The sequence below is a fragment of the Paenibacillus sp. J31R30 genome, from assembly GCF_059692115.1.
Genome location: NZ_JCAUAV010000003.1, coordinates 455,039 through 473,208, shown reverse-complemented (window position 1 = coordinate 473,208; position 18,170 = coordinate 455,039). Strand labels below are relative to the sequence as shown.

At 46.5% G+C, this 18,170-nt stretch carries 17 protein-coding genes; 3 read left to right on the top strand and 14 right to left on the bottom strand.

All coding sequences use genetic code 11. The features are described 5' to 3' along the window. The 5 genes from AC58QO_RS13805 to AC58QO_RS13785 form a co-directional block, all read right to left on the bottom strand. Positions 1 to 2,259 (bottom strand): type IA DNA topoisomerase, encoded by a 2,259-nt coding sequence (locus tag AC58QO_RS13805; RefSeq protein ID WP_497266292.1) that lies wholly within the window; start codon positions 2,257 to 2,259, stop codon positions 1 to 3. A gap of 217 nt (positions 2,260 to 2,476) precedes the next feature. Next, positions 2,477 to 2,803, bottom strand: a complete 327-nt coding sequence (locus tag AC58QO_RS13800; protein ID WP_497266290.1) for a DUF1904 family protein — start codon at positions 2,801 to 2,803, stop codon at positions 2,477 to 2,479. 323 nt (positions 2,804 to 3,126) lie between these two features. After that, positions 3,127 to 3,663, bottom strand: a complete 537-nt coding sequence (locus tag AC58QO_RS13795; protein WP_497266288.1) for an MOSC domain-containing protein — start codon at positions 3,661 to 3,663, stop codon at positions 3,127 to 3,129. Positions 3,664 to 3,690: 27 nt separating this feature from the next. Next, the gene (locus AC58QO_RS13790) at positions 3,691 to 4,374 is read right to left on the bottom strand and encodes a PIG-L deacetylase family protein (RefSeq protein WP_497266286.1); all 684 of its coding nucleotides are present in this window, start codon (positions 4,372 to 4,374) and stop codon (positions 3,691 to 3,693) included. A gap of 23 nt (positions 4,375 to 4,397) precedes the next feature. Next, entirely contained in the window at positions 4,398 to 4,877 is a 480-nt protein-coding gene (locus AC58QO_RS13785; RefSeq protein WP_497266284.1) for a glutathione peroxidase, read from the bottom strand. Positions 4,878 to 5,062: 185 nt separating this feature from the next. Between AC58QO_RS13785 and AC58QO_RS13780 the strand changes: the two genes are divergently transcribed. Further along, positions 5,063 to 7,228: a HelD family protein gene (locus tag AC58QO_RS13780; protein ID WP_497266282.1), complete on the top strand. Its 2,166-nt coding sequence runs from the start codon at positions 5,063 to 5,065 to the stop codon at positions 7,226 to 7,228. 449 nt (positions 7,229 to 7,677) lie between these two features. On the opposite strand, the gene AC58QO_RS13775 is transcribed toward AC58QO_RS13780, so the two are convergent. The 3 genes from AC58QO_RS13775 to AC58QO_RS13765 form a co-directional block, all read right to left on the bottom strand. Then, the gene (locus AC58QO_RS13775; protein WP_497266280.1) at positions 7,678 to 8,520 is read right to left on the bottom strand and encodes a DegV family protein; all 843 of its coding nucleotides are present in this window, start codon (positions 8,518 to 8,520) and stop codon (positions 7,678 to 7,680) included. A 17-nt stretch (positions 8,521 to 8,537) separates the two neighbouring features. Beyond that, complete coding sequence (locus AC58QO_RS13770; RefSeq protein ID WP_497266279.1) at positions 8,538 to 9,386, bottom strand: DegV family protein; 849 nt, start codon at positions 9,384 to 9,386, stop codon at positions 8,538 to 8,540. Positions 9,387 to 9,509: 123 nt separating this feature from the next. After that, on the bottom strand, positions 9,510 to 10,280 hold the full coding sequence (locus AC58QO_RS13765; RefSeq protein WP_497267486.1) for an SDR family NAD(P)-dependent oxidoreductase: 771 nt from the start codon (positions 10,278 to 10,280) through the stop codon (positions 9,510 to 9,512). A gap of 60 nt (positions 10,281 to 10,340) precedes the next feature. On the opposite strand from AC58QO_RS13765, the gene trhA reads away from it, so the two are divergent. Then, positions 10,341 to 10,967, top strand: a complete 627-nt coding sequence (gene trhA / locus AC58QO_RS13760; RefSeq protein WP_497266278.1) for a PAQR family membrane homeostasis protein TrhA — start codon at positions 10,341 to 10,343, stop codon at positions 10,965 to 10,967. 7 nt (positions 10,968 to 10,974) lie between these two features. Here trhA and AC58QO_RS13755 read toward each other — a convergent pair whose 3' ends face one another. Beyond that, positions 10,975 to 11,628, bottom strand: coding sequence for a GDSL-type esterase/lipase family protein (locus AC58QO_RS13755; RefSeq protein WP_497266276.1), 654 nt, complete (start codon positions 11,626 to 11,628; stop codon positions 10,975 to 10,977). A 68-nt stretch (positions 11,629 to 11,696) separates the two neighbouring features. Further along, positions 11,697 to 12,005, bottom strand: coding sequence for a hypothetical protein (locus AC58QO_RS13750; protein WP_497266274.1), 309 nt, complete (start codon positions 12,003 to 12,005; stop codon positions 11,697 to 11,699). A gap of 128 nt (positions 12,006 to 12,133) precedes the next feature. Between AC58QO_RS13750 and AC58QO_RS13745 the strand changes: the two genes are divergently transcribed. Further along, entirely contained in the window at positions 12,134 to 13,297 is a 1,164-nt protein-coding gene (locus tag AC58QO_RS13745; RefSeq protein WP_497266272.1) for a M20 family metallopeptidase, read from the top strand. Here AC58QO_RS13745 and AC58QO_RS13740 read toward each other — a convergent pair. From AC58QO_RS13740 to AC58QO_RS13725, 4 genes are all read right to left on the bottom strand, one after another. Then, positions 13,231 to 14,547, bottom strand: coding sequence for an MDR family MFS transporter (locus tag AC58QO_RS13740; RefSeq protein WP_497266270.1), 1,317 nt, complete (start codon positions 14,545 to 14,547; stop codon positions 13,231 to 13,233). The genes AC58QO_RS13745 and AC58QO_RS13740 overlap by 67 nt on opposite strands. 82 nt (positions 14,548 to 14,629) lie before the next feature. After that, the gene (locus AC58QO_RS13735; RefSeq protein WP_497266268.1) at positions 14,630 to 15,511 is read right to left on the bottom strand and encodes a DMT family transporter; all 882 of its coding nucleotides are present in this window, start codon (positions 15,509 to 15,511) and stop codon (positions 14,630 to 14,632) included. Positions 15,512 to 15,678: 167 nt separating this feature from the next. Next, positions 15,679 to 16,020, bottom strand: a complete 342-nt coding sequence (ytxJ, locus tag AC58QO_RS13730; protein ID WP_497266266.1) for a bacillithiol system redox-active protein YtxJ — start codon at positions 16,018 to 16,020, stop codon at positions 15,679 to 15,681. A gap of 410 nt (positions 16,021 to 16,430) precedes the next feature. Next, positions 16,431 to 18,032 (bottom strand): PucR family transcriptional regulator, encoded by a 1,602-nt coding sequence (locus tag AC58QO_RS13725; protein WP_497266264.1) that lies wholly within the window; start codon positions 18,030 to 18,032, stop codon positions 16,431 to 16,433. Positions 18,033 to 18,170 lie beyond the last annotated feature (138 nt).

The window sequence follows — 18,170 nt, the reverse complement described above, 5'->3', positions numbered from 1 at the left end:
TCATTCGGTGCCTAGTGCACCTGTAGCGACATCCATCAGCACAATCTTCCCGTCCGTTTCGATTCCGTCAGCTAAGACCAGCTTCAGCTTTGTCGTTTTCCCTTTTTGAACGAGTGCCTGCACCTGCGTATCCGTTAAGCTTCGTCCGAAGCTTTCCTTCCAGATAACGAAGCCACAGCCTTCCTTGTAATGCGAGCAGCCATAGCCTTTACGCCCCATGAAGAGAGAGCCTCCGCAGCCAGGTCGCGGGCAGGTCGCGATGAATGTGCTCGTTCCGTCACCTGTCGGTTTCGCAGCAGCTGGAGCCTTCTTCTTTGCTGGAGCTTTCGCAGCGCCGTCCCCGCGCGAAGTCGTCTTCGCTGAAGCGGAGCCTCGTTTACCGCTCGTTTCCGGCGCGTTCTCACCTTCGAAATCTGTTTTCGAAGCTCTGGCTTGCTTGCGCACCTTATCGACGATCAGGGTCGCGAATCTTTTCACATTATGCATAAACTGCTCATCAGAGGCCGTACCACGCGAAATCTCGTTCAATCTGCGCTCCCATTGTCCGGTCATCTCCGGTGATGTCAACAGCTCGATCCCGGCTCCGCGAATTAATTCAACAACCATTCTGCCCTTCTGTGTCAAAATGATTTTCTTCCCTTGCATGTCGATGTATCCGACCTTTTTCAAACGTTCGATCGTTGCGGCTCGCGTCGCTGGTGTACCTAAACCGGAGTCTTTCATCGCATCGCGCAGCTCTTCATCTTCAATCTGCTTCCCTGCGCTCTCCATGGCTTTCAGCAAGGTGCCTTCATTAAAATGCTTAGGCGGCTGCGTATCTTTTTCTTTTACAAGTGCATCCGTACAGAGCACATCCCCATTGGCATCAATGGAGAAGGGCTCGTTGACTTCGACTTCTTCCTCGTCATCAGTGTCTTCCTTTTCTTTCCCTTTCGTCGCCTTCGCCTTTTCCTTCTTCTGATCAGCGTAAATAACCTTCCAGCCTAAGGATAGCAGTTCTTTCACGGTTGTTTTAAAAAGCTCTTGTTCCACTTCCGTCATAACCGTATGAACTTTATAAGCCGCAGGCGGGTAAAATTGGGATAGAAATCTCCTAACGATGAGATCGTACAATTTCTGCTCGTCCGGGCTTAATCCGGATGCCTTCTTATTGGTAGGCAAGATCGCATGGTGATCCTCTACCTTGGTTGGATTACAAATGAATTTATTATTCACATGTACCAGATTGCGATTGGCGCCTTGCACGAGTTCATGATAAGCCGTTCCTTGCAAGGCATTTAACGCCTTGTGCATGTCCGGAATATTTTGCTCGGTCACATAATTGGAGTTCGTTCTTGGGTATGAAATGACTTTGTGCTTCTCATACAGAGCTTGTGCAGTATCCAGTGTCTTCTTGGCTGAAAATGCATATTTCCCGTTCGCCTCGCGCTGCAGCAAAGTCAAATCATACAATTTGAATGGGAATTCTTTCGTTTCCTTCACCTCGTAAGATTGGATCCGGGCTGGCTTCCCTTTCACTTTCGCAGCAAGCGCTGCAGCCTTCTCGCCATCCGTAAATCGCTCGCCCTGCCACATCCCTCTGTATGGGGTGTCACCTTGCGCGAAATGACCCTCCAGCTCATAAAATTTAAGCGAGGAGAAAGCCTCAATTTGCTTCTGTCGATCATAAATAAGCGCAAGCACCGGCGTTTGAACGCGCCCCACAGACAGCAACACATTATGCTTCGTCGTAAACGCGCGTGAACCATTCATCCCGATTAACCAATCGGCTTCACTGCGAGAGCGCGCAGCACGCGTTAGATTCTCGTACTCTGCGCCATCCTTTAAGGTTGCGAAGCCATTACGAATCGTTTCAGATGTTAAATCGGAGATCCACAGCCGCTTAACAGGCTGATTTAGACCAAGATGACGTTGAATAAGGGAGAAAATGTGCTGCCCTTCCCGCCCCGCATCGCAGGCATTGACCAAGTGATCACATTTCTTTGCAAGCTCCGCAATCACCTTGAGTTGATCATAGGTACGCGGGTTTGGAATCAATTTAAACTCGGAGGGAATGATCGGCAGATGATTGATATTCCACTTTTTATATTTTTCATCATAGTGATCAGGTTCAGCCAGCTCAATCAAATGTCCGATTGCCCATGTGATGATATATTGCTCACCTTCCAGATGAGACCTCATATTTTTGGCTTTTGGCTCTATTGCGGCAGCTATGTTTCGCCCCATGTCGGGTTTTTCCGCAATAATTAATGTCTTCAACCGCAAATCGCTCCTAACATGTGATTCCCCCAACAGCGATGGAAATCAGATTCTGTCGATTCAGTGTATCCCACTTTATAAGAGCCTGCAATATAGAACCCGTGAAATACGACTTTTGACTTAAAAAAAAGCCCAAAAAACCTCCAACACCACGTAAAGTGGCATTGAAGGTTTAACTGAAATCACTACATAAATACCCACAGAAATGTCCAGCTCATCAGACCAGCTTTCCATTCCAATAATAACTATCTTCCCGGTATACCTTGAAAGCAATCTCCACTTCAGGTATGCCGAGTGACAAGATATGCTTGGTCAGTACTTGGGCGTAGGCATCGCGAATGTCCGGCCCTCGCTCGAACCAGCCTACCTCAATAAATGGATACGTCTCACAAATCTCCCCTTGAAAGATGGAGACGGTCGGAAGACACTCCAACATGAAATTGTCCGTACCACAAGAACAAACCTCAGCTAATTCGGTAATAAGTGCTGTACTGATGGATTGGATGTGTGGGACACTTATACCTCTAACAATCATATGCGGCATACAGATAAGCTTCCTTTCGTGCAGGTGCAGCGGTTAAGCTCTCATTAACTCTTTTATAGTTTGCAGGGAAACCCCTGTTTTATGGTAAATTTCAATAAGCGTCGCACGTGGGTGTGCTCGAACAAAATCTTTCACTTTATGCGAATCGCTCAGAACTAGCTGTGAACAGCTTGTACATCTCGTTTCCCATTTCGTGAGAAATACGCGCCCACATTTATCACAATTGCAAAGAGACATCCCGACACTCCCCTAGAAACGATGAATGACCTACTATCTAAGCACATTCGTAAAGACCACTCGGTTTCAGGGGGTACATGACGAAATTAATTTTGAATTTCTACCACATCGCCAACCTTGAGCTCACCGGGATGTTCGACGTAGGCAACAATCCCTCTTGCTTGCTGTGCTTTTTGCACAAATAACTTGGTTAAAATCGGCTCATTATAATGGGTTGCAATTATACGACCTGGACCAGAGCAGGGCTCATTCTCGCCTTCACATACTAAACCGCCACCACTCGGGAGCATCATCCGTATGCCCATTGGGAGTTTGGTTAACTCTGGGACACCGCTAACAACAATGTTCGCGCCTAACCACTCCGGCTTAATTTCATCCACACCAATACGCTCGGCAATCCCCTTCAGCTCTTCTACAGAAACAATACTGAGCTGTCGTCGATTCATAATCTCCTGACCGCGCTTATACATCGGTTGACGCACATCGGCTTTGGCAAAAATACCGAAATGGCGATCTCCCTCTATCCCGCCGAAACGCAGCTCGACTTGTTCAAGCTCTCTTGTCACAAATGTCGTTGGATCATCTGCAATGAGGATCGCTTCAACGCGTGCTTGAATGGGCATTACTATTCCCCGCCTTTCATTTAATGCTTACACTCGCTCAGCAGACTGCGCCAGCGGCCAAAGTACGCCATCCTGCCAACCCAGCACAAAAGCTTCCCAGCGTCTCTCTTCTGGAAAATCAATCAAGTTCCCAAAGTATCTCCCGATCGTGACATGCTGCGTGTGATGCGCTTTAAGTGCTGCGGCCTTGATGTGCCACATCGCTTCTGTATCCACGATGATTGATGGTTGATGACCTTGAGCACGCAATAATGGTGATACCGCATAATACAGCTTCCTGACACTCGGACAAGCTCCACTATGTACAGCTGCTGTTGTTGCTTTGGAAATCGCGATATGGTCCCGATGACCATTGCCTCCATCTTCCGCGAACGTAAACACATGCTCGATTTCATACCTTTGAATAAAGGAAACCACCCCGTCAACTAACGTCTGAAAGTCAACTTCGTCTAGCCGACCATCAGGATATTTCAAATGTTCAACCGTAGATATCCCCAGAATTTCGGCAGCGACATTCATTTCTTGCTCTCTTAATTCAGCCAACTCTTCGCGATTCGTTGCACGTTCTAACCCTTGTCTACCCGCATCGCCACGCGTGGCTAACAGCAGAACTGGCGGTTCGCCTTGATCAGCAAGACGGCGAATGAGGCATCCGCTTAAGAACGTTTCATCATCAGGATGGGCATATACAAACCCGTTTCGAGACCCCATTGCTCGTCCACCTCTCTTATTAATTAAGCTAAAACAGCTTCAATATCCGTCGCAATTTCCGCTGGCTCTGTACGTGCACCGTATTGTTTAACCACGTTTCCGTTCGCATCAACTAAGAATTTCACGAAATTCCATTCAATGTCGTTGGTAGCATAAGGCTCAGGCGTATGGCTAAGCAGGTACGTATACAGCGGATGAGCGTGCTCACCTTTGACATCAATTTTATCAAATAACGGGAATGTTACCTTGTAGTTAAGCTCGCAAAACGCTTGAATCTCTTCATTCGTACCGGGCTCTTGACCCGCGAATTGATTACATGGAAAACCGAGTACAACCAAACCTTTCTCTTGGTACTGCTCATACAGCTCTTGAAGACCTTTATAGTGCGGAGTAAGTCCGCAAGCACTTGCAACATTCACAATGAGAAGTGCCTTCCCTTTATATGTTGAAAGTGTTTGTGTTTCTCCTGTAATCGTTTTGACCTCGATATCATAAATTGACATGAATCCCTTCGCCTCCATTAAATAAAATGCATACCTTCTGAGTATACCATTCCTTTCCACAGAAGCCCAAATGGTAAAGCAATCATTTTCCAGAATCGCTTTCTATCTCCAGTCAGGTGTGTTATAGTGTTTACCTGTTTATGATAATTCAATAGACAACATCTGATCTTAGGAGGTAACTGATCTTGGACACAAAGACTCAAAGTGCCTATCAAGAAGAACTTCATCGGCTCGAACAAACGAATAAGGAAATCGATAAACAGCTGGAGCGGCTACGAGCAACTCCGGTTTATTACGGTCCTGATTTAACCGAGCAAGCTCTTGAAGTTTTGCGTGAGAACGGCAGACACAACTTAACCAAAGCAATTGACGAACCGTATTTCGGCCGCCTTGACTTCGAAGAAACGGGAACTGGTTCACCTGCACCGCTCTACATTGGCAAAGCCGGTGTGGAAGACGAGCGAACCGGCAAACTTCTGGTCATTGATTGGCGCGCTCCGGTTGCAAGCCTATTTTATTCCTTCACAGGCGGCTTGGACGCAGCATCCTATGAATCCCCGGACGGTCTCATCAACGGCTTAGTCTATTTGAAGCGAAATCTAGTTGTGCGCAAGCAAATTCTCCAGCGTGTTGTAGATACATACGACCGAAATGAAGACTCCCTCTCAGTCGGGGATGAGTTCTTGCTCTACCGATTGGGCGAAAATAAAGATAACAAGCTGCGCGATATCGTCTCCACGATTCAAGCGGAGCAAGATCGGATTATCCGTGCCGCCAAGAACACTGCACTCATTATTCAAGGGGTCGCAGGCAGCGGTAAAACAACCGTAGCCTTGCACAGACTCGCTTTCCTACTTTATCAATACCGCGAACAGGTTCGGGCGGAACGCATGATTATTTTCGCGCCCAACTCGATGTTCTTGGACTATATCTCAGGCGTATTGCCTGAGCTCGGTGTCGGCAACATTCAACAGAGCACCTTCACGGACTGGGCAATTGATGTACTCGACCATGAGGTGCAAATCGCAGATCAAGAGGTCACGCTGCAGCGTTGGTTTGCCCTCGGGAGCAAGCGGCCGCCGGTTGACGATCATGCGCCAGGGCGGTTCAAGGGAGCCATTGCCTTCAAACACTACTTGGACGACTGTCTGAACCGTCTAGAAGAGACCTACGTTCCTACTGCGGACTTCTCGCCTTGGGATGGCGTCAAGCTGCCCATCGCCACCATTCGCGAATGGTTCTTCGTCGAGAACAAGCATTACCCCATGGCGAAGCGTCGCGAGCGCGTCGTTGCGCGAATCAAGCGTTGGATGGAGATCCAGCTCGAGAAGGTTTGGGAGCAAAGTCTGAAGAAAGAACTGAAAAAGAAATCAGCCCAAAAGCTGCGGACCTACCTGACTGCTTGGCCTGAGTATACAGCATTCAGCTTCTATAAAATGCTGTTCACGGACAAAGGTCGACCCGACAGCCTGCCAGCAGAGCTGCTTCAACAGTTGCCTGAATCGATCGTGACCGCCTCTGCAAAGCTTTTCAAAAAGAAGGAAGTGCAGCTTGAAGATCTAGCACCACTTCTTTACATCCATACACGACTTCATGGCATTTCGTCGGATCGCTTATTCGATCATGTTGTCATCGATGAGGCGCAGGACTTCTCGCCATTCCAAGTGGCAGTGTTAGATGCGTATACGCGTAATAGCTCTTTCACGATTCTAGGCGATCTTTCGCAAGGAATTCATGCGTATCAAGGCATCCAGGATTGGAAGGAATTTTCCAGTCTGTTCCAAGAAGAGGACAACGGCTATTTCGAGCTGGAGCGGAGCTATCGTTCCACGATGGAAATCATCCAGTTTGCCAATCTGGTGCTCCAGCGCGGCGTTAGCAACCCCTTGCTTGCCGTCCCTGTCTTCCGCAGCGGGAACAAAGTTCGCGTACTGATGACAGTGTCACTGAAGGAGCGACTGCCGCTTCTGCAGAAGGCGATCGCAAGCTTACAATCGGGAACCTCCAGTACCATCGCGGTCGTTGCACGTACCGAGAAGCAAGCGCAAGAGCTGCAAGAGGCCTTAACTATCGTCGGGATCGAGACGAATCTGATTACAGCGAAGCAACGTGTCTATCGCGGCGGAATTTCTGTGCTGCCTGTGTATTTAACCAAAGGCTTAGAATTCGATGCCGTCATTCTGATGGATGTGACTGCAGAACACTATGAAACGACCCTTATGGATGCGAAGCTGCTCTATGTGGGCTGCACACGTGCCCTGCATGAGCTTTGGTTGCTCGTAACCGGGGAGATGTCGCCGCTCGTCTCTACGGATGATCCGGAGATTACAACGACTGAGTTTCCGCTTTAACATCGGATGTCCTTCGAGGATGAGCGACCAACCAGTTATCACTCATTGTACGGAATTAACAGCGAAGTTTCTCTTCACCTTGTGGGGTAGAATTGCGGATACTCTCTATCTGCTGAGAAATGCAAAAGTGCAACTTTTCTCTATTAAATACACGATTTCAGCTAAAATTGATGCAAATAGGCATCAATTTTGGGAGTTTTCAGCCCTGTTTAGACATATCCGACCTAAAAAGATGCCTTTTTTCATTTTTATAAAACGGTGAAGTGAATTCCCCTGAAAAGGATGCTCTTTTGCATTTTTGCTACCTGTGGACCGAACATAAATAATGGTAAGCTCGTTTGCACCAAAAACTTATTAATCCTGATATGTGAACAAAGACCGCTCTCTCCAATATGGAGAGAGCGGTCTTTTCCATGGATTAGCGGGAAGTAAGTGTCTCTAATCTTCCCTTAGTAAGCGACCAATACGCCGCCTTCGCCTGCATAGGTGCCAATCACTGTCCCCATATTGGAGAACAGCACGTTGCGAAATGGATGCTTTTCCAGCAGCTGTACCATGAATTCACGAGCCCTGGCTTCACAGTTGCTGTGCGCAATCGCAATAACATCTTTCTCGTAATCATGCTCTTTATCACCGAGAAACGAGATAAGACGCTTCAAGGCTTGCTGCGTGCCGCGAATTTTCTCGACGACTTCAATCGCGCCTTCTTCGCTAGCTTTCATGAGCAGCTTGATATTCAAAACAGAAGCCACAGCGCCACGCACTCTGTCGAGCCTACCGCCTTTAATGACATTTTCCAAGGTGTCTAGGAAAAAGAACGTTCCTGAGCTCGATACTGCTTCCTGCATCGAAGCTACCAATTCTTCATAGCGCATACCATTCGCCACCATTTGAGCCGCACGAAACACATGAACCCCTAATCCTAATGAGGTTGTTTTGGAATCAATGACCTCAATTCGGCCTGTAAAACCATCTTCAAGCAGCATCTCTTTCGCCATAACCGCGTGGTGGTACGTTGAGCTTAACGCCGATGAGAGACAAATCACGAGAATATCCTGATCCGGACCCGCCTTTTGATACTCACTTAGGAAATGTCCAGGCGAAGGACTTGAGGTCTTCGGCAACGCGCTCTCCCGCTTCATTCTTGCATAGAAATCGGCAAGATCCATATCTGTCGGCATGCATTCCTCGCCAAATTGTACAGATAAGGGAACGATCCCTACTCCTATTTCATCCACAGTACTTCTAGGGAGATCGCAGCTGCTGTCCGTGATAATCTTGATTGTCGTCATGGGTGTCCACTCATTTCTTATTTTTTGGCGAAAACAATACCTACCGTATGTGGTCCGCAGTGGCTCGAAACGACGCAACCGGTTTCCGTCAAAAATACGTTTTTCACATGGGTATGCAATTCAAATTGTTGTTTAACATAAGCAGCTTCTTCATGCGCCTGCGCATGTGTGATAAACATGAAATCCGTATCCATGTCATCTTTAAAAGCCAGTGCATTTTCCAAAAGCTGATTCAGTGCTTTCTCTCGTTTACCTCTCACTTTGTCCGTTAATTGCATAGAACCATCAATAACTTGGACAATGGGTCTAATTTTCAAAAGACTGCCAATAAAAGCCTGGACGCTCGAACATCTGCCGCCTTTATGTAAATATTCTAAGGTATCGATAATGAAAGAGACTTCTACTTTACCTAAGTAAGATTCAACGATCGTTTGGATCTCCGATGAGCTTCGACCTTCCAATGCAGCTTGCGCTGCCTTGATTACTAGTACGCCAATCCCCGTTGATAGGTTTCGAGAATCGATGACCCTAATTCTACCATCGGGAAAACTATCAGCTGCAATCATTGCATTCTGAATCGTTGAAGACAACGCAGAAGAAAGGCCAATATAAATAATATCCTCTCCTGCCTCGATAATTGGTGCAAAAGCTCGCTCAAAATCACTTGGCGAAGGCGCAGCAGTCTTGGGAAGCTTGCCTGTTTGCGCAACCATTTCAAACAGCTGATTGGCATTTATAGTAACGGAATCCTGAAACGTTTGTTCCTCAAAAATGACATATAACGGAACAACCTCAATTTGGTATTGTTGCAGAAGTTCTTCATTCAAATCACTTGTGCTATCTGTAAAAATACGAACACGAGACATCCGATCTACCACCTTATCTACATGTTACCTCTAAAATGAGACCAACTATCAATTGTCCATGTTTGTGAATAGTATAATAGAACTATACAGAAAGCTCAATCCTACATTTTTAGACAAATTTCGCTAAAATCCATATATTGTCATGCCGCCATCCACGAAAAGCGTCTGTCCCGTGATATAGTTAGCTGCATCGGAAGCCAAGAAAACGGCAGGTCCAACTAGCTCTTCTAACTCACCAACGCGACGAAGCGGCGTACGTGCAATAATCTCGGCTAAATAAGCCGGTTGACTTAGAATCTTCTCTGTCAGCGGCGTTTTGAAATACCAAGGTCCGATGCCATTAACCAGAATGCCATATTTCCCCCATTCCAGCGCAAGCACCTTGGTCATTTGGATCATAGCGGCCTTCGTCGCGGCATACACTACGCCTGTTCGGAGCGCTACTTGCCCGGCAACAGACGCAATGTTAATGATTCGCCCAGATTCACGCTGCTGCATATGGCGACCGACAATCTGTGAGCACAAGAACGCAGATTTCAAGTTCGTCTGCATGATCGTATCCCACTCTTCATCCGTGACTGCCAAAGCTTGACTACGGATGTTCATGCCAGCATTATTAATGAGAATATCAATGCGATCTGTCTGCCTGATGATTGCCGCTACGGCATCTTCAATTTGTTCACGATTCGTCACATCCACGGTAAATGGATAGGCTTGTCTGCCTAATGCGCGAATTTCTTTCGCCACCTCTTCTAAATCTGATGCCGTACGAGCAAAGATAGCGACATCAGCCCCAGCTTCTGCTAGGCCAATTGCAAGTGCTCGTCCAATGCCTCGCCCAGCTCCAGTCACTAACGCGACTTTATTATTTAGTTGAAATGAAGGTAAATACATCGTTTCATCGTCCAATCTATAGAGGGATTCTCCATTCTGTCTAAGAAAGAAGGGATTCATATGCAATATTCCATAAAAGAAGAGCGAGCTAATGCGCTCACCCACGGTATTGGCGTCGTTTTAAGCATCGCAGCACTTGTACTGCTTATTGTACAAGCTTGCACGCAAGGGAATGTTTGGCATATCGTGAGCTTCAGCATTTTTGGAACAGCACTTGTTATCTTATATACATGTTCCACACTGTTGCACAGCGTTACGCACACGAAAGCAAAAGATGTTTTTGAAGTCCTCGATCACTCCGCCATTTATGTGTTAATCGCTGGGAGCTACACGCCCTACCTACTCGTTACGTTACGAGGAACATTAGGATGGTCATTCTTCGGTGTTATATGGGGATTAGCCCTCATCGGCATTGTTTTGAAATTATTTTATGTAAAGAGATTTATTCTAGTTTCAACTTTATGCTATATCGTGATGGGCTGGTTAATCGTTATCGCGTTTAAGCCACTCTACGTGCAGTTGCCGTTTGGCGGCATCCTCTGGTTAGTTGTAGGCGGCCTCTTCTACACACTTGGATCGATATTCTATGTATGGAGGCGCATCCCCTATCACCATGCCATATGGCACCTATTCGTGCTGGCCGGCAGCGCCTGTCATTTCATTTCCGTTTTCGGGTATGTGAGATAGTTTCATATTATAGAAACAACTGCTGCAATTGCTGCAAGGATAGGGCTACCTCTAATTGATTTGCCACCTTTTCATAGCCTAATTCATTAGGGTGAATGGCATCCTCAGATAGGAATCGTGCCGCTTGACCTACAAACGCGTCGTACACCTGAACAACTTGAATATGTGGCTGCTCTAATTTACGCAGAAATAAATTAAAACGCTGTACCCAATAGGCAGCATCCGGTATTTGCGGTAATGGATTATATAAACCAATTAAGGCCAATAAATACGGAGTTTGTACGCCTTGCCGCAGCTTTTCAATTTGCCCGATGAGTTTACGATAGTTAGCCTCATACGTTTGTAACGCCGTTTTGAGCACCGTATTGTCGCCGTCATAAAAGAAAGGAATCGCCGCTTGAATGAGATCATTTCCGCCTGCCGTAATGGTGATAAGCGTCGCTTCTTGAATATCCTTCTGCAGCTGTGGATCAGACTCAATCGTCTCCAGCAATTGTGCGGTCGTAGCACCATTGGTGCCAGCATGACGCAAGGAAACAGGTACATTCAGCAGACATTCCAACCTATGGCGATACAACGAAACGAAGCCTTGACCTTCCTCAGCACCATAACCAACGGTTAAAGAATCACCTAACGCCAAATATTGAATTCTTTTTTCCATCGCTATCCTCTCCCCAAAGCATGACGTATATTACTATATGCGCCACCGCCCAGTTTGGGAAGGGATACCTATAGGGGATCATTCGTCGTTTTTTTGACGCTTTCAAGCTGATTGACATACGCTTCGATTTGCGCTTTCTCCGCATACGTGAATTGGAATTCACTATCACAGCCTTCATCGTGCAGAACAATTTGCACAATCTCCCGGTCCATATTGCAAATAACAAGAATAGAAGGATCGGATAAGCCTTCTGGAAGCTCCTCCCCTTCTGACAATTCGATGCCTAAGAAAATGTCCCGCCATTGACCGCGACTTTCCTCTTCAACAAAACATAAGCTAAACAGATGTTCCTCATGCTCTGCCCCATATTTCATCATGGTAGTTCCCTCCACTTTCTCATGTACTCGAATGATCATGTTTAAGCACTGCATCTTTGCATTTGGTAGTTCTTGCTTCTTTATACTACAATGGACATAAGAACCATTCAACAAAGGAGCAATCATCCATGAAATCAACCATCGCTCAAACCATAGAAAGCAATGCCGCACGCTTCAAGGATATCTCCCGCTATATCGGGGCAAACCCCGAGCTAGGTCATGAAGAATTCCTTGCTTTTGCTCGACTAACGGAAGAATTAACGTTTCATGGCTTCACGATCGAACGCGGTGTCCTAGACATCCCTACCGCTTTCATCGCGACTTACGACTCTGGCAAACCAGGTCCCGTCGTAGCGTTCATGGCGGAGTACGATGCGCTCCCTGAGCTAGGGCATGCCTGCGGTCATCATCTCATCTGCATGATGAGTATCGGGGCTGCAATCGGCCTTAAAGCGGCCTTAGCAGAGACCGGTGGCAGTATACGTGTCTACGGCACACCTGCTGAAGAAACCAAGGGCGCCAAAGTTCCTATGGCTGCGGCGGGGCTCTTCCAAGACGTCGATATCGCACTCATGGCACACCCTTATTATGCCTATGAAAAATCAGGCGAATCGTTGGCCATGGATGCCATCCAGTATGAGTTCTTCGGCCGCTCCGCGCATGCCGCGGCCCAACCGTACGAAGGCATCAATGCGCTCGACGCCGTGCTGCAGCTATTCAACAGCATCAATGCGCTTCGCCAGCAGCTCAAGACCGATGCCCGCATTCACGGCATCATCAGCGAAGGAGGTAAAGCGCCCAACATCATTCCAGATTACGCGGTTGCCCAATTTTATGTCCGCTCAGCTACGCGCACTTACACGAATGAGCTCGTACAAAAAGTCCTTCACTGCGCAGAAGGAGCAGCGATGCAAACGGGCTGTACGCTGAAAACATCGTTCTACGAGTATTCCTACGATGAGCTTCGCACGAATGAAGCCTTATCCCATGTGTTCACAGATCAATTATTTGAGCTAGGTATCGATCCGAAGGAAATCGAAATCGGCAAAGACCACGGTTCCCTGGATCTCGGCAATGTCTCGACACAATGCCCGACCATTCACCCTTTCGTGAAGGTAGTCAATGAGAGACATTTGCTTCATACGAAGGAATTCCGTGATCTCGCGATGACCGAGCCTGCACTAGACAGCATGCTGTTCACGGCTAAGGCGCTAGCCTTCACCGCTTATGAAGTACTTTCTAAACCAGCCTTATTAGCTTCCATAAAAGAAGAATTCGCAGCTGCAAAATGACCGTTTTTCCGTTCTTCCAGCTGTGCAAGGATCGTATAGAACATCGTCATCCCAATCACACCGCTGAGTGCGATCAATGAAGCCATCAGCCATGACGACAGCACGCCGCCAAGGATAACACCCAGCCCGCCTAAGAACGTAGCTCCTCTATATACCATGCCATATAAGGCCATATAGGAGCTGCGTGCATGGTCGGGTGCCAGATTGCCGAGGTAGGCTTGCTTGATCGGGACATACATCAGTTCCCCAACCGTTGCAATTAGCATCGATAGCAAGAGTAATCCAGGTTGATTACTGTAAGCCAAATAACTATAGCCTGCGATATAACAGGCATATCCGATAAAGAGCACTTTCCGATCAGGAAACTTACGCATCAGAACCCCCATAAATACCGAGAGCACAACCACGAGCACGGTATTCTCCGTACGCATGAACCCTAGCATCTTGAAGCCATCAATCCGCCAAGCATCCGTTATCCATGGCAGGAATGGCGTATCGACCATCTCTTTCCCCAACCGAACAGCCACATAGTTGCCCAAATGAAACTCCACCGAAACAAGCAATAAAGAAGCGATTGTGAAAATCAGAAAGGTCTTATCTCGCAGTACCATGCGGTAATTGGACCAAATCGAAGGGCTATTCTTTCTAGTTTTTCCGCCTCCCACAGTTGCTTGCGGCTTATAATCATCCTGAATATAGACATATGTAATGATTCCGGTAATCAATCCGATCACAGATAAGGCAATAAACAATTCAAACAAATACGATTTAAATAAAAATGCTCCCGCAAGACCCGCGATTGCAAAGGATAAATTATTCATCCAGTACATAATGGCATACATGAATTTACGTTCCGCAGGCAGAGTAGCATCCAAAAGCATAGCTTCATTCGCAGGTCCGTGGATCCCCCAGAAAATGCTGACAACAATCATCAGAATGAAGGTAATCCCCGCTGACTCGAACCAAGGCGAATTCGCTGCTGCCATTAGCATAAAGCAGAGCATCCAGCCGACTTCTGCGGCGAGCATGAGCTTCTTCCGGCCAAATCGATCGGAGTAGTACCCGCCGATGATTCCTGCCACGACACCGGCCAGAATGCCCAGAATAACAACCAATCCAGCCAGCGTATCCCCTAATTTTCCCGAAAAATAAATCGACATAAACGGAAGCACCATATTATTGGCTGTGCCCGATAAGAAGGATAAGCCAATTCTTAATTTGACATTACGATGAAAATCTCGAAATCTCATGCTGTCTCCTGCCTCCATCTTAAAAATTGTACCGCAGCCTCGCATTATTTACCTTCGTTCAATTAAATCCAGTGAGAAACCATTAATGTTTCTCATTACTTCGCAAGAACATCGCTACACCAATCAACAGCAGACAACCCGCCAACAGCTGTATGGTCGTAATCGTTTCGCCAAGCAAGAAATAGGCTAAAATGGAAGCTCCAAGCGGCTCTCCAAGCACGGTCATAGATACGGAAGATGCCTTCATGTATTTCAGCAGCCAGTTGAATACATAGTGACCGAATATCGTGGAGACAAAGGCTAGTAGGAAGAAAATCCCCCATTCCTTCAGTGGATAGCCCGTGAACGATTCACCAGCGTACACATTGGTAACTGCAAGCGTCAGCCCCGCGAATAAGAAAACGAGAAAGCTGTATACATAAGCTGAAATGCGCTCGCGCAAGCTTTTGCCAAGCAACATATGTAGAGCAACAGCGATCGTCCCCACGAAAGACAATACATCCCCTTTAAGTGCTTCTCCAGAAAATTGAAAATCGCCCCATCCGATGCAAATGGCTCCCACAATCGCGATACACATCGCAATCAATGCGGTACGGCTTGTTCGAACACCATGCAGCAAGAACGCGCCAACAAGCACGAAGATCGGCTCAAGAGTTAGAATCGCAGTTGAGCTCGCTACAGTTGTATAACGTAATGAATCCATCCAAAATAAGAAATGCAAACCTAGCGCAATCCCAGACATCGCCGTGCGAAGCCAATCTCTCAATTTAATTCTCTTAAACTCGTTGCGATAATTCCATAGAAAGGGCAGCATGAGAACATTCGTCATAAACAGCCTATACATGGCGATTACAGCAGCTGATGCGTCCGACCATTTTACAAAAATAGAGGAAAAAGAAATCGCAATAATGCCGATTAAAAGGAAGATCGGGATCGGTATTTTCGTTTTATTCATAGCGTTCATAATAAGTAACTCCTTAGTTGAAAGTCTCCTTCTAGTTGTCGTCAGATAAGTATATAGGAGGATGTTAGGCTTGCCAATCTTTTTTGACCGTTGATAGATAAAATAAAAAACCCTTCGTTTCACCTACATCACGTAGACAAAACGAAGAGTTGTATGTGTTGCAAGAATTAGTCCAATACCGCGGACATATGTTTGTTCGTTACAGACCAGTGCGATGTATTCCAGATGGATTCTTTATTTTTGAAATAAAGAATTTGCGGAGAAGCATGCTTAATGCCAAGGTCCTCGGCAATTTGATTCGAAACTGGGCGTGACTCAATGACTTTCACCAAGAAATAATCAACTGCCTCATTGTGTGTACCAGACAAATATTGTTCGTATTCATCAAGTGCGCTCGCACTTACTGGACAAGTTGTACTGTGCTTCAGAACGACAGCAGGCTTTTCGGTGGAACGTTCAAGCACTTCCTGCCATTCCGTTAACGTCGTTAGCTCTTTCCATGCAGACATGTTTCACATCTCCTTTTTTCTACTCTCTCCTCAAAATTATAATGTAACAACTTCGCTTATGCAACTTACCCGCTTTCAATAACATATGGTTTGCAATACTCCACCGGCATCCACAGTTGCTCACTTCTTCACTTGCTGGAATCTCTGTTAATCCGATTTTGCCAAGCTAATTCGAGGATTCCATACTACAATCGGGGAATAGTCAGATTCTGCCTTACTAAATCTCCTCAAACAGCGCCCAACCAAAGGAAACGGGCAAATAATTCGGCAGAATAGGACTATTTGGTCTTTTCTTAGAGGAAAATTGGTTTTAGTTCGGCGACTTCGGACTACACGCCAATTCCGGCGAAGAGCTTACCCAAACCAAAAAACCCAAAGCGCCTCCTCAGCAGCTTCGGGTTTCTGATCACCTATGATCTCACATGCAAGAACTGACGGAATAAGAAGACAGCCTTCAGCTTCAATAGATCATTTACTTTTTTGAAATCAACTTGCAGAAGATCACTAATTTTCTCCAACCGATACGTAACTGTATTCCGATGAATGAATAATTGCTTAGCCGCCTCACTGACTTGGCCATCGTTGCGAATAAAAACTTCAAGTGTACGGATCATCTCTTGCGAGTATTCAGGATCTTTCTCTAAGAGAGGTCGTAAAACCTTGGCACAATAATCCTCCATCATCGACCCAGACAAATGTTGAAAGAGATGAGCGAATTCGATCGTTTCATAATGAAGCACGCGGTCTGGCAAACAAAGCTTTTCCGCCATCCTCCCCGTCTCGCCGCATTCCAAGTACGCTTCGCGAAGCGCTGTTGGCTTCACCTTCACCGCTGAGGTATAGAACACCATGCCATCTCCACCGGATGCATGCGCAGCGTCCCCATCATATTTACTTAACAGCTGCGACAGCTCCTCTTCTGGAAATCCATCCGCTTGTGTCGTTGAATAGATCGAGAACATGTGATCCTTCAGAATGAAATGATGCCCGCGCAGATTGCTTGATTTCGAATGAGACTCCATATATTGCTTTAATTCCTTGAGCCTATCTTGCGTAACTTCCGCAATCAAAGACTCTTTCCTGCTCCTACCGATGACACATTGGTACGCACCTGTGAAGATGAATAAGCCTCTGGCTTCTGCCTGCTCCATAAACTCCTCAAGGGATGTACCTTTATCCAAATAGCGGATCAGGTTATTCTGCAAATCCCGCTCTGCTGAAGCCTCCACATGGGATCGAAACGTATAACTCATATGAAAGGTTAGGATATCAGCAGCTTGCTGGAATAAACCTTCCTCGACAGTTGCCAGCAGCACGACATCCGGAATGATTAATAAATGGCCTAGCGGCTCATCATCCTGTTGCTGTAATCCAACGCGATACGCGCGATCCTTCCCTGCGTACACCCAGCCTGATTTCCGTTTTTTCGGCCAATTCTGAGCTAACTGCTCCGAACTCCATGTACTTGTATTATATAGAATTTGACCTCTTGCTCCGACGACCGCCATGGGATACCCGAGAATCTCACTTACGAGTTGAAACATCGATTGCATGTTATCTTGCTTCAGGCCAAATTGCATCAGCTTCTTTTGCTTTTCAAGAACTGTTTGCAGCAATTCAGTATTCCGGCGGTACTCCGCATTAAAGAGTGCATTCATTTGATCTGAAAATGTAAATTGAAATGGCATTTCGATAATTGGAAAATGTAAGCGATCCGCTTCATCCATCACAATTTGCGGCAGCTCCGTCCAAAATCTCCCGAGCTTAATCCCTAAACCTGCGGCTCCGCGGTCATTTAATTTGCGCAGGAGGTTCACGGTTTCTTGCGGGCTGTCTTTCATCGCGAATGCCGTAGTGAACAGCATTTCACCTGATTTCGTCCAATCTGCAATATCTGGTGCGTCCATGACATTAACCGATTTAACGATACGGGATTCCCCTTGTTTCCCGGCGACCAATTTTGCTTCAGTTAACGGATAAATCGCCAACGCTTCACGAATGGTAAGATGCATCGTGCTCCCCCCCTATGCCTTTTAATCGATTATAGGATGACCTTATGTAATCAGTCAATGTGTTTACGTCATAAAACATGACATTAAATACGAATTTATGAAATTTTCATGAAATATTTCAATTTGATGTAATATTAT

Excerpts from the sequence above, each read along its gene's own strand:
- AC58QO_RS13800 (WP_497266290.1), bottom strand. The coding sequence starts at position 2,803 with ATGCCGCATATGATTGTTAGAGGTATAAGTGTCCCACACATCCAATCC.
- AC58QO_RS13795 (WP_497266288.1), bottom strand. The coding sequence starts at position 3,663 with ATGCCCATTCAAGCACGCGTTGAAGCGATCCTCATTGCAGATGATCCA.
- AC58QO_RS13790 (WP_497266286.1), bottom strand. The coding sequence starts at position 4,374 with ATGGGGTCTCGAAACGGGTTTGTATATGCCCATCCTGATGATGAAACG.
- AC58QO_RS13785 (WP_497266284.1), bottom strand. The coding sequence starts at position 4,877 with ATGTCAATTTATGATATCGAGGTCAAAACGATTACAGGAGAAACACAA.
- AC58QO_RS13775 (WP_497266280.1), bottom strand. The coding sequence starts at position 8,520 with ATGACGACAATCAAGATTATCACGGACAGCAGCTGCGATCTCCCTAGA.
- AC58QO_RS13770 (WP_497266279.1), bottom strand. The coding sequence starts at position 9,386 with ATGTCTCGTGTTCGTATTTTTACAGATAGCACAAGTGATTTGAATGAA.
- AC58QO_RS13765 (WP_497267486.1), bottom strand. The coding sequence starts at position 10,280 with ATGTATTTACCTTCATTTCAACTAAATAATAAAGTCGCGTTAGTGACT.
- trhA (WP_497266278.1), top strand. The coding sequence starts at position 10,341 with ATGCAATATTCCATAAAAGAAGAGCGAGCTAATGCGCTCACCCACGGT.
- AC58QO_RS13755 (WP_497266276.1), bottom strand. The coding sequence starts at position 11,628 with ATGGAAAAAAGAATTCAATATTTGGCGTTAGGTGATTCTTTAACCGTT.
- AC58QO_RS13750 (WP_497266274.1), bottom strand. The coding sequence starts at position 12,005 with ATGATGAAATATGGGGCAGAGCATGAGGAACATCTGTTTAGCTTATGT.
- AC58QO_RS13745 (WP_497266272.1), top strand. The coding sequence starts at position 12,134 with ATGAAATCAACCATCGCTCAAACCATAGAAAGCAATGCCGCACGCTTC.
- AC58QO_RS13740 (WP_497266270.1), bottom strand. The coding sequence starts at position 14,547 with ATGAGATTTCGAGATTTTCATCGTAATGTCAAATTAAGAATTGGCTTA.
- AC58QO_RS13735 (WP_497266268.1), bottom strand. The coding sequence starts at position 15,511 with ATGAACGCTATGAATAAAACGAAAATACCGATCCCGATCTTCCTTTTA.
- ytxJ (WP_497266266.1), bottom strand. The coding sequence starts at position 16,020 with ATGTCTGCATGGAAAGAGCTAACGACGTTAACGGAATGGCAGGAAGTG.
- AC58QO_RS13725 (WP_497266264.1), bottom strand. The coding sequence starts at position 18,032 with ATGCATCTTACCATTCGTGAAGCGTTGGCGATTTATCCGTTAACTGAA.